Genomic DNA, 14,679 nt, shown 5'->3' with positions numbered 1-14,679 from the left:
GCCACAAGCCCGGGCAATCTCGGTACGCACGCTCAGACGCCGCGTTCGCGCTCGGCATAGAAGCGCGTCCGGAACGCCTCGAAGGCGTCGGCCTCGATGGCCGCGCGCATCTCGGCCATCAGCACCTGGTAGTAATGCAGGTTGTGGATGGTGCACAGCCGCGCGCCCAGCACCTCGCGCGCCTTGTGCAGGTGCTTGAGGTAGGCACGCGAGTAGTGCCGACAGGTGTAGCAGTCGCAGTCGGCGTCGAGCGGGGCCACGTCGGTGGCGTAGCGGGCATTCTTCAGGCGCACGTCGCCGTAGCGGGTGAACAGGTGGCCGTTGCGCGCATTGCGGGTGGGCATGACGCAGTCGAACATGTCGATGCCGCGGGCGACCGACTCGACCAGGTCCTCGGGCTTGCCCACGCCCATCAGGTAACGCGGCCGATCACCCGGCAGCTCGGGCAGGGTCACCTCGAGCACCGCGTTGCGCTCGGCGAGCGGCTCGCCCACCGACAGGCCACCCACGGCGTAGCCGTCGAAGCCCAGCTCGACCAGCCCGGCGGCCGATTCGCGCCGCAGGGCCTCGTGCATGCCACCCTGGACGATGCCGAACAGCGCCCGGTCCGAGCCCTCGGGCTTCAACGCCTCGAAGGCGACCTTCGAGCGCGCCGCCCAGCGCAGCGACAGGCGCATCGAGGCACCCGCCACCTCGGGCGTGGCCGGGTAGGGCGTGCATTCGTCGAAGATCATCTGGATATCCGAACCGAGCTCGTGCTGCACCTGCATCGAGGACTCGGGGGTGAGCATCACCGGGTCGCCGTTGACCGGCGAGGCGAAGCGCACCCCTTCCTCCGTGATCTTGCGCATGTCGGCCAGCGAGAAAACCTGGAAGCCGCCCGAGTCGGTCAGGATCGGCCGCTCCCAGTGCATGAAATCGTGCAGGTCACCGTGCAGGCGGATGATCTCGGTGCCCGGGCGCAGCATCAGGTGGAAGGTGTTGCCGAGCACGATCTGCGCGCCCAGGTCGATCAATTCCTCGGGCGTGACCGCCTTGACCGTGCCGTAGGTGCCCACGGGCATGAACGCAGGGGTGTCGATCACGCCACGCGCGAAGCGGATCTGGCCACGCCGCGGCCCGGCGAGCCGCTCGGCCTCGGTCTTGGCGAGTGTGCAGTCGTGCAGGTCGAACTTCATGCGGTCTCTGCGGCCTCGATGCCGGCGCACGCCTCGATGAACATGGCATCGCCGAAGGAGTAGAAGCGGTAGCCGCGCTCGATGGCCTCGTGGTAGGCGGCGAGCACCCGCTCGCGGCCGGCGAAGGCCGAGACCAGCATCAGGAGCGTCGAGCGCGGCAGGTGGAAATTGGTCAGCATCGCGTCGATCACGTACAGGGGCTGGCCGGGGTACAGGAACAACTGGGTGTCGCCGACGAACGGGCCGATCTCGCCCTGCTTCGCCCGCTCGGGATGCGCGCGGGCGGCCGTCTCGATCGCCCGAACGGCGGTGGTGCCGATGGCGATCACGCGACCCCCACGCTGCCGGGCGGCGGCCACGGCCTCGACCGCGGCCGCCGGCACCTCGGTCCACTCACGATGCATCTCGTGCGCCTCGATGGTCTCGCTGCGCACTGGCTGGAAGGTGCCCGCGCCCACGTGCAGGGTGACGAAGGTGGTCTCGACGCCCTTGTCCCGCAGACGCTCGAGCAGCGCCTCGGTCAGGTGCAGGCCGGCCGTGGGCGCGGCGACCGCCCCGTCGCGGCGGGCAAACACCGTCTGGTAGTCGTGGCGGTCCTGATCGTCGTCCGCGCGCTCGATGTAGGTGGGCAGCGGCATGTGGCCGTGCGCCTCCAGCCAGCCGAGCAGACCGCCCGGCGTGGCCGATTCGCGCAGCTGCAGCTCGAACAGCGCGCCAGCACGGCCGACCACCTCGAGCGTGGCCCCACCCTCCATGTAGAGCGTCGCGCCGACCTTCGGCGAGCGACTGCTCTTGATGTGACACAGCGCCCGGTCGGCATCCAGCAGGCGCTCGAGCAGGAATTCCACCTTGCCCCCCGAGGCCTTGTGGCCGTAGGCCCGCGCCGGGATCACGCGGGTATCGTTCAGGATCAGGAGGTCACCGGGTTCGATCAGGTCGGGAAGGTCGTTGATGGTCCGGTGCTCGAATTCGCCCTGCACGGGCAGCACCAGCAGGCGCGCCGACTCGCGCGGCTCGGCCGGGCGGGCGGCGATCCGTTCGGGAGGCAGGTGGTAATCAAAGACGTCGAGCTTCATGGCCGGCGCAGTCTACCCCGGCGCGTGAAGACAGGCCACCAGGGAGCACCACCGCACCGGAACCCACCCACCTTGCCGGACGCGTAATACGCATAGGGGGGGGCGCCACCGTTGGGGCGCCTGCCCGCCGCGATCTGGTGATCACTGCAATCCCAAGAAACGCGCCCACGCGAAAAACACCCGGTTCCGAATCGATCGGAGGGTGGCTGCGGATAAATCGGGTTGGTTCGTCGAGGACGAAAGAAAAAGGAGAAGGGCCGTCCTGGCCGGGAAACAATCCTGCCTTGCGGCATGGATGCGGCGCGTTGTCCCTGCGCGGAGTCGTGGGTCCCAATCCCTGGGTCCGGTGTGGCGAGTGCTTATCCCTGAGACTAGGGCAAATCCGTTGCCGGTCCTGTTGCTTCTTGTCTCGCCGCTGACCGTTCCTGCGGTTGCTTGTTGTTGCCGGCGTCTACCACCGTCTTTTTTCGGCGATGCCATCCTGCATCGGGCGCGCGTCCTGCGCGGAATCGTCCCTTGCCGTCCGTGGCAGCGCCCGTCCTGGGCGCTTGGCTAGATCCGTTACCGGGCCCGGCATCCTTGCCGAACGCGCCGCGGCCTTCCTGGCGGCCCGCAAAAAACCTGGACTCTATCCCGAGGTCCGGTTGTTTACGGTGCGCTTCCTTAACAGAGCGCCGTGCGCGCGTCGGGCGAACCCGACCACCCGGTCTGGCAGATCCTCTGCCGGTGCATCCTGCGCGGACCTCCTGTCCGCCGTACGATCCCTCGGCCTCCTGGCCGGGTGGGCTTCCTGCCCCGTGCATCCAAGCACGGGTGCATGATGCGCCCCGGAACGCGCGGTGAATAGATGAAATCGCCGAAAGTTTCGTAGGAATTTTCCATTTCTCTTGTAGGAATTTTCCTACAAACGGCTCGCCGGACCCCGTCAGCCGATCGGACGCGCCGGGAAATCCTGGCAGCCGTGGGCGAAGAAGCGCGTGACGGCGTCGAGGAACCCGGCCGTGTCCTCGATGTGCGGCCAGTGGCGCGCCCGCTCCAGCGTGACGATGCAGCTCTGCGGGAAATCGCGGGCGATACGCTCCTCGTCGCCGGCCTCGATGTAGGCCGACTGGGCACCGCGAATGAACAACGCCGGCCCCAGGTAGAAGCCCGACAGCGCCGGCATGTCCGAGGTCTGCTCGTAGGCGGCCTTGAGCTCGGGCAGATTGAACCGCCAGCGCCACTGTCCGTCGACCTGCTCGAGATTCGCGGCGAGGAAGGCGCGCACCTCGGGCTCGAACACGTGCGCGGCCATCTGCTGGCGCGCCTGCTCACGCGACTCGAGCGCCTGGAGGTCGACGGCATCCAGCGCGGCGAAGACGTCCTTGTGCCAGGGCGGGTACCACTTCGGCGCGATATCGACCACGGCCAGTCGCGCGACCCGCTCGGGGTGACGGTCCGCCAGCACCATGCCGAGCTTGCCGCCCAGCGAGTGGCCGATCAGGTGGGCGCGCTCGACCCCGAGCCGATCCATCACCGCGAGAACGTCGTTGGCCATCGCCTCGTAAGAGAGACCGGGGGCGTGGGGCGACCGGCCGTGGTTGCGCAGGTCGACGTTGATGACGCGGTAGTTCGCGCTCAACGACTGGGCAATGCCGCGCCAGTTGGACAGCGAACCGAACAGGCCGTGCATGATGATGACCGGCAGACCGCCACCACGCTCCTCGAAGTGCAGGTCGACCGCCGCGTTCGGCGCCCCTTTTGCCGCCTCTGTTGCTTGCGTGCTCATTGAAATGACATGGTCCTATTAATGAAATCGGCCCCCAATCGGGGGCATGCGAGATCGTGAGATACTACCAAACGCGCCGGGAAGGGCCGCAGGGACCCGGTGCCGCGCCGCGTCCGCCCCCGGTGCGGCACCGTCTTGCCGTGACTACCGGCACGTCGGCGACGACGCCATGATCACGAACGACCCGCCACGCCAGAGATGCCATCGCATCATGCAGAGTTTCCTTAAGCGACCGCCGAGCCCATGACCCACCCCACCCCGACCCATCCATCGCCGGCCGGCGGAGACTGGCCGAGGCCCGACCTGCCTCGCGGCCGGACCTTCCCCGCGCAACTGCACCTGGCCGCGGAACTGCTCGAGCGCATTACCGAGGAGGGACTGCCGGCCGACCGCAGCCTGCAGCGCGAGCTGGCCGCCCGGCGCAAGATGGGGCGACGCGATCGCGAACGGGTCCGCGAGCTGACCCTGTTCGTGCTGCGCCAGCGGCGGGTGCTCGACTGGCTACTCGATGACGACGCGCCGAGCATGGCCGCCCGACTCGCCGCCGCGCTATCGCTGGCCGACGCCCTCGACCCGGTACTCGCCGAGGCAGCCGGACTGGCGGCCGAGACGACCACCCGGCTCGCCGCACGAGCCGCCGAGCCGTTCGACCAATTGCCGGACGACGTCCGCTTCAACCTGTCGGCAGCCGCCGCCGGCCAATGGCGAGCCTGGCAGCCCGACGATCCCGACACCCTCGCCCGGGCGCTGGACGCCCGCGCGCCGGTGGACCTGCACGCCAACCCGCGCCACGCGGATCGCGACGCGCTGATCGGCGAACTGGCCGAGGCCGACATCGAGGCGACCCCCATCGCCGGCTTGCCACTGGGTCTTCGCCTCGGGCGCCCGGCGCGCCTGACCCGCCTGCCGGCCTTCGAGGCCGGTGGCTTCGAGGTCCAGGACGCCGGCAGCCAATGGGTGGTGCGCGCCCTCGAGGCCCGGCCGGGCGAGCGGGTGCTCGATCTGTGTGCCGGCGCCGGCGGCAAGAGCCTCGGCCTGCTCGACGAGGCGCGCGGGGATCTGGCGCTGACCGCCTGCGATCTGCATGCCGAACGGCTCGAGCGATTGGCCCGGCGCGCCGCACGTCACGGCGACACGCGCCTCGACCAGCGGGCACTGGACGCCACCCGCCCCCTGCCGGCGGATCTGTCCGGCTTCGACCGGGTGTTGGTCGACGCCCCCTGCAGCGGCTCGGGCACCTGGCGCCGCCACCCGGAATTGCGCTGGGCACGCATCGACTGGGCGGGCCTGGCCGACACGCAACGACGGCTGCTCGAGCAGGCCGCCAACGCCACGCGCCCCGGCGGGCGGCTGGTGTACGCCACCTGCAGCCTGTGGCCCGTGGAGAACGAGGCCATCGTCGAGGACTTTCTCGCCCGCCACCCCGGCTGGCACGCTACCCGGCCCGCCCTCGACGGCCTGCCGGACGACGCCGTGACGCCCGCCGGATGGATCCGCCTGCGGCCCGACCGGCACGGTTGCGACGGCTTTTTTATCGCCTGCGTGCAGGCACCCGACGAGCAACCGACGGCCTGAAGGCGCATGTTCAGGCATAATCGAGCCCATCGAAACCAACCCGAACACGCTGCAACAACGGCCCTGAGCGGCCCCGGAGTCCGCATGCAACGCGCCTCATCGATCCCGACGCTGGCCCGCCACCTCGGCGCCGGCTTCCTGCTGGCCACGCTGCTGGCCGGCTGTGGCCAGAAAGGCCCGCTCCACCTCCCGGACGACGCGCCGTCGGCCGAGACCGACGCGCGCGCCGACGCCGAGACCACCAACACCGACCAGGACTGACCCGGAGCCCCACCGTGCCCCAGAGCGACCTGCCCCCCTTCTTCTCCCGCAACGACGCCGGCGACCTGCAGATCGAACAGGTCGACGCCAGCGAGATCGTGGCACGCTACAACTCGCCCACCTACGTCTACTCGCGTGCGGCGATCGAATCGGCCTACCGCGCGCTGAGCGAGGCCTTCGGCGAGCGTGCCCACCGCATCTGCTACGCGGTCAAGGCCAACAGCAACATCGGCATCCTCAGCGTGCTCGCCCGCCTGGGGGCCGGCTTCGACATCGTCTCCTACGGCGAGCTGGCGCGGGTCATGGCCGCCGGCGGCGACCCCGGCCGAACGGTGTTCTCCGGCGTGGGCAAGTCAGCCGCCGAGATCCAGGGCGCGCTCGAGGCCGGCATCGGCTGCCTGAACGTCGAGTCCGAGGCGGAATTGCGTCGAATTGCCGAAATCGCTAGCGAAATGCAGCAAAAAGCGCCGATTTCCCTTCGCGTCAATCCGGACGTCGATGCCCGCACCCACCCCTACATCTCCACCGGGCTCAAGGACAACAAGTTCGGCATCGCCATCGACGACGCGCTGCCTCTCTATGAATGGGCCCATGCCCACCCGGCACTCGAGGTCACGGGCATCGACTGCCACATCGGCTCGCAACTGACCGACGTCAGCCCGTTCCGCGATGCCGCCGAGCGCGTGATGGCGCTCGCCCACCGCCTGGCCGAGCGCGGCATCACGCTCGAACACCTCGACCTCGGGGGCGGGCTCGGCATCCGCTACACCGACGAGACCCCGCCGGCAGCCGCCGACTGGATCGAGGCGATCCGCTCGGTGGTCGACGCCGACCCGCTGGCCCGCGAGCTGCCCATCTGGATCGAGCCGGGCCGTTTCATCGCCGGCCCGGCCGGTGCGCTGCTCACCCGGGTCGAGTACCTCAAGCCCGGCGAGCACAAGTCGTTCGCCATCGTCGACGCGGCCATGAACGACCTGATGCGCCCGGCACTGTACGGCAGCGACATGGCGATCGTGCCCGCGGGACAGGCCCCCGGCGAACGCCAGCCCGGCACCTGGGAGATCGTCGGCCCGATCTGCGAGACCGGCGACTTCCTCGGCCACGAGCGCGCGATGGATCTGGCCGAGGGCGACCTGCTCGCCGTGCTGGGCGCGGGCGCCTACGGCTTTTCCATGGCCTCGAACTACAACACCCGACCCCGCCCGGCCGAGGTGCTGGTCGACGGCGGTACCTGCCACGAGATCCGCCGCCGCGAGCCGCTCGATTCCCTCTGGGCGCTGGAGCAGTTGCCCACCACCGACTGACCTGCCAGCTCGATCCCCGGCACCCCCCGCTGGTTACCGTCTTTTTGATAGCCAACCGCTATCAAAAAGATCGGGAAATTCTATTTCCCTTGATCGAAACCCTCGACTAAGCTGAAACCCATTCATAGCAATGCCGTCGGAGCATGCCCGCGGGGCATGTTCCCGGGCCTTCCCCAGGCACTGCCGGGGCCCCGGAGGCATTGCATTTGCGGGTTTCGACCCCAGAGTTTCCGAGCACCGGGTTGCCCGACCTTCGCGGCGCGGCCCGGTCGGATTCTTTCGTCCCGTTTTTCCTCTCACCGATATAAGGAGACTTTGCATGCTCGAGAATCGTGAAGGCCAGAAGGTACCCAACGTCACCTTCCGCACCCGCCAGGACCACGACTGGGTCAACGTGACCACCGACGAGATCTTCAAGGGCAAGACCGTCGCCGTCTTCTCCCTGCCGGGCGCTTTCACCCCGACCTGCTCGTCGAGCCACGTGCCGCGCTTCAACGAGCTGGCGCCGGTATTCAAGAAGCACGGCGTCGACGAGATCGTCTGCATCTCGGTCAACGATGCCTTCGTCATGAACGAGTGGGCCCTGGACCAGGACGCCGACCGCATCCGCTTCATCCCGGACGGCAACGGTGACTTCACCGAGGGCATGGGCATGCTGGTCGACAAGGACGACCTGGGCTTCGGCAAGCGCTCCTGGCGCTACTCCATGCTGGTCAAGGACGGCACGGTCGAGAAGATGTTCATCGAGCCGGAGAAGCCGGGCGACCCCTACGAGGTCTCCGACGCCGACACCATGCTCGACTGGCTGGCACCCAACGCCAAGAAGCCGCACTCGATCATGCTGTTCACCCGCAAGGGCTGCCCGTTCTGCGCCCGCGCCAAGGGCATGCTGCACGACGCGGAACTGGAGTTCGACGAGATCGTCGTCGGTGACGACGTGAACCTGCGCGCCCTGCGTGCGGTTGCCCAGACCGAGACCGTGCCGCAGTGCTACATCGACGGCAAGCACGTCGGCGGCAGCGAGGAAGTCGAGACCTGGCTGAAGCAGAACGGCTACTGATCGCCGTTCAGGCCGACGCCAACTCCGGCCCGGGCAACCCGGGTCGGCTTTCGACTGCCCCGCCCTCACCACGATGACCCGGTGATGGCCCGGCAGCCGAAAGCCGCATTGACACCACGAGGGGCACGACGCCCGCCCCCTTATTCGATATCCCTTTCTGGAGGCATCCATGAGTGGCAAGCATTTCGACATGATCGTCCTCGGCGGCGGCTCCGGCGGCCTCGCGGTCGCCGAACGCGCGTCCCAGCACGGCAAGCGCGTCGCCGTGGTCGAGCCCACCGCGCTCGGTGGCACCTGCGTCAACGTCGGCTGCGTGCCGAAGAAGGTCATGTGGTACGCCGCCAACCTCGCCCACGATCGGGCCGACGCCGTCGACTGGGGCTTCCCCGAGGCCCCGGGCACGGTGGACTTCGGCACGCTGACCAAAAAGCGCCGCGAGTTCATCGCCGGCATCACGAACTTCTGGAACGGTTACGCCAAGGACCTCGACCTCGAGGTGCTCGAGGGCTACGGCCGTCTGGCCGGCGACAACAAGGTGGATGTCGACGGCACCACCTACACCGCCGACCACATCGTGATCTCCACCGGGGGCCGCCCGCTGGTGCCGCCGGTACCGGGGGCCGAGCACGGCATCACCTCCGACGGCTTCTTCGAGCTCGACGAACTGCCCGAGTGCACCGCCGTGATCGGCGGCGGCTACATCGGCGTGGAGCTCGCCGGCGTGCTGCGCTCACTGGGTAGCGAGGTGACCCTGCTCGACATGCTCGACACGGTGCTTGCGCCGTTCGATCCGCTGATCCGCGAGACGGCCACCGAGAACCTGCACCAGATGGGCATCAAGACCCACCTGCCGTACAAGGTCTCGAAGCTGGAGAAGACCGACGAGGGCACGATCATCCACGGTGCGGACGGCGAGACACTCGGCCCGTTCGACCAGGTGATCTGGGCGGTCGGCCGCAAGCCGAACACCGACGACATCGGGCTGGACAAGGCCGGCGTTGAGGTGGAGAAAAACGGCATGATCCCGGTCGATGCCTACCAGAACACGAATGTTCCCGGCATCTACGCGATCGGCGACATCATCGGCAAGTACCCGCTCACGCCGGTGGCCATCGCCGCGGGTCGCCGCCTGTCCGATCGCCTGTTCGACGGCCAGAACGACGCGCACCTCGAGTACGAGACCATCCCGACGGTGGTCTTTGCCCACCCGGCACTGGGCACCGTCGGCCTGACCGAGCCGCAGGCGGTCGAGCGCTTTGGGAAGAAGCTGGTGACGGTCTACGAGACCACCTTCACGCCGATGCGCTACGCGCTCTCCTCGCACGGCTTCAAGACGGCGATGAAGCTCGTCTGCGTCGGCAAGGAAGAGCGCGTCGCCGGCCTGCACATCGTCGGCGACGGCGCCGACGAGATGCTGCAGGGCTTCGCCGTCGCGGTGAAGGCTGGCCTGACCAAGGGCCAGTTCGACGACACCGTCGCCCTGCACCCGACTTCGGCCGAGGAGCTGGTGACCCTGAAGACCCCGCGGGACTGACCGCGACAGCCACTCGCCACGCAACCCCATTGGCCGGCGCGGGACAACCCGGTCGGCCAATTTTTTTGAGCGAAGGCAACACCCATGTTCCTGGAACTGCGCCACCTCAAGACCATCCGCGCGATCGAGCAGACCGGCTCGCTGGCGGCGGCGGCCGACCGACTGCATCTGACGCAGTCGGCCCTGTCGCACCAGATCCGTGCGCTGGAGTCGTACTACGAGACGCCGCTGTTCTCGCGCAGCTCGCGCCCGATGCGACTGACCGAGGCCGGGCGACGGCTGCTGGCCGCGGCGGACACCGTGCTGCCCGAGGTGGATCGGCTCGACCGCGACCTGCGCCAGATCGCCGGCGGGGCGACCGGGCGGCTGTTCCTGGCACTGGAGTGCCACTCCTGCTTCACCTGGCTGATCCCGACCCTCGAGCACTACCGCGCGCAGTGGCCCTCGATCGAGACCGACCTGTCGATGTCGTTCAGCTTCGATGCCATCGACGCCCTGCGCCGCGGTCAGCTCGACGGCGTGATCAGCTCCGATCCGGTCGACGACCCGGAGCTGCACTTCGAGCCCTTGTTCCATTACCCGGTGGTGCTGGTGCTCGCCCCCGGCCATCCCCTGGCCGCCGAGACACGCATCACCCCGGAGATGCTTGCCGACCAGACCGTGATCGGCTACCCGGTCGAGCGCGATCGACTCGACATCTATCGCCGCTTTCTCGATCCCGCCGGGGTCGAGCCGGCCGGATCACGCCGATCGGAGCTCACCGCGATGATCGCCCAGTGGGTCGCCAGCGGTCACGGCGTGGCCGCCCTGCCCAAGTGGGCCATCAGCGAGGAGCTCACCCGGGGCACCGTCACCGCCCGGCCGCTGGGCGATGGCCTGACCGCGACCATGCACCTGGCGGTGCGCCGTGACGAACACCGGCTGGCCTACCTGGACGCCTTCCTGCGACTGGCGCGCGAACAGGCCGGCGAGCGGCTCGGCGACATCACGCTGGCCCGCCCCGGTCGCTGACCGTCGCCGGCACGACGGGCGGGGTGCTGCTTTCGCGGGCGAAGCGATAGCCCTGCATGAGATCGATCGCCAACCCGCGGATCAATTCCACCTGGGCGTCGGTCTCGACGTTGTGGGCGATCACGGTCACCCCCAGGGTCTCGGCGATGGTGAGTAGCCCGTCGATGAAGGCCCGGTCACGGCGACTGACCTTGCGATCGCACAGCCAGTCGGCCTCGATCTTGACGTAGTCGACCTCGAACCGGCGCAGGTAACTGAGCGTCTCGCGCCCGGAGCCGGCATGGTCGATCGCCAGACGCAGTCCGGCGGCCCGCAGATCGCCCAGCGGCCCGGCCAGCGCGCCGATCTCGCCGGCCAGCGGGCTCTCGCTGATCTCGACCACCACCTGCCCGGGGGCCAGCGTCGAGCGCTCGACCGCGGTCAGCAGGAAGTCGACGAACCGCGCCTCCATCAGGCTGGTGGGGGCGATATTGAAGAACAGTCGGCCGGCGAAACCGCGGATCGCCGGATCGCCCAGCACGCGTTCGACCACCTGCCGGTCGACGCGATCGATCAACTGGTCACGCCCCAGCGCACGCACGAAGTCGGCGGCCGGCACCAACCGCTCGCCGACGCGGGCACGGGCGAACACCTCGGCGCCGATCACCTCGCCATTCGCCTGCCGGATCGACTGGTAGACCACCGACACCGTGTCCGGATCGATCGCGGTGATCGCTTCCGCCGAGGCGCCCTCGACCTGCTCGACGGCCCGCACCTCGTCGCGATTGGCCACCGCCAGCCGGTTCTTGCCGGCGGCTTTGGCGCGGTACATCGCCTGGTCCGCCAACGAGAACAGCGCCTGCGCCGAGGCCGGGTCGGCCGCGTCCACCGGCCCCACGGCCAGGCCGATCGACAGCGACAGCCGCAACGACTCGCCGTCCGGTGCGGCGATCACCGTCTGCTGCGCGCGGGCGAGCAGGCGGCCGGCCACCTGGTCGGCGATGTCGTCGTCGGCGTCCGGCAGGATCGCGACGAACTCGTCGCCGCCGTACCGGGCAACGATGTCACCGTCGCGCAGGCCGTCGGCGAGCAGGTCGGCGACGCGGCGCAGGTAGTCGTCGCCGAAGCCGTGACCGTAGCGATCATTGACCCGCTTGAAGTCGTCGAGGTCGATCACCATCAGGCCGAAACGGTACTCGTGGCGCCGGGCGCGGCCGATCTCGTAGTCGAGCAGCGACCAGAACATGCGCTGGTTGTACAGACGGGTGAGCGGGTCGCGGGTGGCGAAGTACTCGAGGTCCTCGGTGTGGCGTTCGATCGCGCGCACCGAACCGACCACGTTGATCAGGGTGGAGAGGATCGACTCGATCACCAGCTTCTTCACCGGCACGCGCGCCTCGCCCATCGGCACGATCAGCCCGACCATGCCCCGCATTGGCGGCAGGTCCATCGACAGGATCTTGGTGTGCAGGTCGAGGCGACCGGCATCGGTCACCGGCACCCCGTCCTTGCCGGGGTGCTGGCGCGGGGTGACCTCGTGGGTCTGACCCCCCAGGCCATCTCCCAGGCCCTCGCCCACCTGTCGGCTGATCTCCTGGTCGAGCCGCGCGGCGACTACCTCGTCGACCGGGCCGTGCCAGAACACGTCCACGCCGATGGGCCGATCGGCGATCGAAAAGGCGGTGAACACGCCGTGGACGCTGAACTGCCGGTTGATCTCCTCGAGCAGGTCGCGCACGTAGCGGCGCCAGTCGCGCACCACGTCGGAGGTGATCACGAAGTGCTCGAGCAGGCCGATCTCGAACTCGAGCAGGTTGCGGTCGATCGCCACGTGGCGGACCTTGTCGGTCAGCGCGTCGACCCGCGAGAGCACCTCGTCGAACTCGGTGAACCCGGTCGAGGCACCGGCAAAGCGCAGGGCGGCCAGGTCCTCGACCCGGTTGACCTGCTCGACCGAGCGATTGAGCCGCTTGACCGAGCGCCCCAGCCGCCAGCTCAGCAGCCCCGCGATCAGCAGGGCGGCCAGCAGCGGCGCCGGCACGATCAGCATCAGCCGGTCGACCAGCTCGTCGTGCGCCTGCTCGATCATCGGACCGATCGGCTGGCGAATCGAGAGCACGCCGAGCACGTGGCCGGCATCGGCATTGACGTGGCACTGCAGGCACTCGGCGTTGGCGACCAACGGGCGGTCGTAGCGCACCATCTGGTCGCCGGCCTCGACGTGGGTCCGGCGCGTCTCGAAGGCGGCCATGGCGGTGGGGTCGGGGGCGGGCTGCTCGAGGCGACCGAACAGCTCGTTGACCCGCGAGCCGCGATAGACGTTGATCACCGCGCCGGGGTCGGCGCGCTGGTTGAGAGAATCGAGGAACTCGTTGAGCTGATCACGCGTCCAGCCCTGGCGCATGATCTGGTACATGGCGTTGAAGGTGCCGTCGGCCAACACGCGGGCGTTCTGCACCGAGGCGCGCTGCACCGCCTGGGTGAAGACCGATTCGGTGACCAGGTAGACCGCCGCGGTCACCAGCACCGAAACGACCAGCGCGACGATCAGCATCAGCGCGCGCAGCGAGCGCAACCAGCCGAACACGCGCCCGATCGGACCGGCCGGCTTGCCCCGCGGTGATTCCGTCGCGTTTTCCATCGGCCCTTTCCCTTCCCTGGTCCAGAAAGCCGCCAACCCGCTCGGCTGTTATCAAGTCGTCCCTGGGCCGCGTCCTGGCTCGCGACCACAAGACCACAAACCCCGTGTGGTCATTATTGGCACGCCAGCATAACGTCGTCAAAGCGGCGACTGAAATCAGAATAAAAATCAGCGTTATCAAATGTTTGAATATTCTGTTTTCAATAACCGAACCACGCCCAGCTTTTGCCCGACAACGCGCCGCGCGGAGATCGTCGAAATCGAACCAAAATGGCTGGCCTCTCCGGGTCGCGACGACTATGGTCAACCCAGTCTTTCCCTTCCACGGAGGCACGGCCATGGCGGAGACCGACCTGTCGCGACGCCGCGCGCTGCAACTGGCCGCCGCCGGCCTGGGCGGCACCCTCGGGGCCGCGCTGGGCTCCGGCTGGGCGCCCGCCTCCCTCGGCGCCGAGCCACTCGATGGAGAGTGCATCACCCGTCCGCTGCCGGATGGTCAGGATCTGCCCGCGATCGGCATGGGCACCTGGATCACCTTCAACGTCGGCTCGGACCCCGAGGCCCGGACGCAGCGCACCGAGGTGCTGCGCGCCTTTCTCGACGCCGGCGGCGAGCTGGTCGACTCCTCGCCCATGTACGGCTCGTCCGAGGCGGTGGTCGGCCACGCACTGGCCGAGATCGGCGGCAATCCGCCCGTGTTCGCCGCCTCCAAGGTCTGGACGCCGGACGGGGACGCCACCGCCGAGCAGGTCGCGCAATCGGAGCGCCGCTGGGGACTCGCGCGCATGGACCTGATGCAGGTGCACAACCTGGTCGCCTGGGAGCCGCACCTGGAGCACCTGCTCGACATGCGCGAGCAAGGCCGCCTGCGCTTCGTCGGCATCACCACCTCGCATGGCCGTCGGCACGCCGAGATCGAGCGGATCATGCGCGAGTGGCCGATCGACTTCGTCCAGGCCAGCTACAGCCTGGCCAACCGCGAGGCCGAAGAGCGCCTGCTGCCATTGGCCGGGGAGCGGGGTATTGCCTTCATCGCCAACCGCCCCTTCCAGGGCGGCCGGCTGATCGATCGGGTCAAGCGCCACCCGTTTCCCGATTGGGCGCTCGAGGCCGGGCTGACGAACTGGGCCGACTTCCTGCTCAAGTTCCTGATCGCCCACCCCGCAGTGACCTGCGCGATCCCCGCCACCAGCCGGGTCGAGCACATGCGCGAGAACATGACCGCCCTGCGCGGCCCGCTGCCCGACGAACGATTGCGCCGCCGCATGGCCGAGCACCTGCGGGCGCGGTAA

At 68.7% G+C, this 14,679-nt stretch carries 11 protein-coding genes; 7 read left to right on the top strand and 4 right to left on the bottom strand.

From position 1 onward, the window contains the following. Positions 1-32 precede the first annotated feature (32 nt). The 3 genes from tgt to LV475_RS05245 form a co-directional block, all read right to left on the bottom strand. Positions 33-1,178: a tRNA guanosine(34) transglycosylase Tgt gene (tgt, locus tag LV475_RS05255; protein WP_136867467.1), complete on the bottom strand. Its 1,146-nt coding sequence runs from the start codon at positions 1,176-1,178 to the stop codon at positions 33-35. Beyond that, the gene (queA, locus tag LV475_RS05250) at positions 1,175-2,254 is read right to left on the bottom strand and encodes a tRNA preQ1(34) S-adenosylmethionine ribosyltransferase-isomerase QueA (RefSeq protein ID WP_250105867.1); all 1,080 of its coding nucleotides are present in this window, start codon (positions 2,252-2,254) and stop codon (positions 1,175-1,177) included. The genes tgt and queA overlap by 4 nt, the downstream gene beginning before the upstream one ends. Before the next feature lie 925 nt (positions 2,255-3,179). After that, complete coding sequence (locus LV475_RS05245; RefSeq protein ID WP_136867465.1) at positions 3,180-4,022, bottom strand: alpha/beta fold hydrolase; 843 nt, start codon at positions 4,020-4,022, stop codon at positions 3,180-3,182. Positions 4,023-4,265: 243 nt separating this feature from the next. On the opposite strand from LV475_RS05245, the gene LV475_RS05240 reads away from it, so the two are divergent. The 6 genes from LV475_RS05240 (at position 4,266) to LV475_RS05215 (ending at position 10,767) form a co-directional block, all read left to right on the top strand. Then, the gene (locus tag LV475_RS05240; protein WP_136867464.1) at positions 4,266-5,597 is read left to right on the top strand and encodes an RsmB/NOP family class I SAM-dependent RNA methyltransferase; all 1,332 of its coding nucleotides are present in this window, start codon (positions 4,266-4,268) and stop codon (positions 5,595-5,597) included. Between the two features lie 84 nt (positions 5,598-5,681). Beyond that, a complete protein-coding gene (gene lptM / locus LV475_RS11175) occupies positions 5,682-5,858 on the top strand; it encodes an LPS translocon maturation chaperone LptM (protein WP_430886863.1) in 177 nt (58 codons plus the stop codon). Between the two features lie 14 nt (positions 5,859-5,872). Further along, positions 5,873-7,162, top strand: a complete 1,290-nt coding sequence (gene lysA, locus LV475_RS05230) for a diaminopimelate decarboxylase (RefSeq protein ID WP_269321145.1) — start codon at positions 5,873-5,875, stop codon at positions 7,160-7,162. Positions 7,163-7,481: 319 nt separating this feature from the next. Further along, a complete protein-coding gene (locus LV475_RS05225) occupies positions 7,482-8,222 on the top strand; it encodes a glutathione peroxidase (protein WP_136867462.1) in 741 nt (246 codons plus the stop codon). Positions 8,223-8,391: 169 nt separating this feature from the next. Next, positions 8,392-9,756, top strand: a complete 1,365-nt coding sequence (gorA, locus tag LV475_RS05220; protein ID WP_136867461.1) for a glutathione-disulfide reductase — start codon at positions 8,392-8,394, stop codon at positions 9,754-9,756. Between the two features lie 84 nt (positions 9,757-9,840). After that, positions 9,841-10,767, top strand: coding sequence for a LysR family transcriptional regulator (locus LV475_RS05215; protein WP_136867460.1), 927 nt, complete (start codon positions 9,841-9,843; stop codon positions 10,765-10,767). Here LV475_RS05215 and LV475_RS05210 read toward each other — a convergent pair. Next, positions 10,742-13,387 (bottom strand): diguanylate cyclase, encoded by a 2,646-nt coding sequence (locus LV475_RS05210; protein WP_136867459.1) that lies wholly within the window; start codon positions 13,385-13,387, stop codon positions 10,742-10,744. The genes LV475_RS05215 and LV475_RS05210 overlap by 26 nt on opposite strands. Before the next feature lie 338 nt (positions 13,388-13,725). Between LV475_RS05210 and LV475_RS05205 the strand changes: the two genes are divergently transcribed. Then, positions 13,726-14,679 carry an aldo/keto reductase gene (locus LV475_RS05205; RefSeq protein WP_136867458.1) on the top strand — a complete coding sequence of 318 codons (954 nt, stop codon included), beginning with the start codon at positions 13,726-13,728 and terminating at the stop codon, positions 14,677-14,679.

Origin of the sequence: Guyparkeria hydrothermalis, assembly GCF_023555375.1 — a bacterium.
Lineage (GTDB): Bacteria > Pseudomonadota > Gammaproteobacteria > Halothiobacillales > Halothiobacillaceae > Guyparkeria > Guyparkeria hydrothermalis.
Note: the sequence above shows the minus strand (reverse complement) of the source record. Positions and strands in the feature narration are given on the sequence as shown.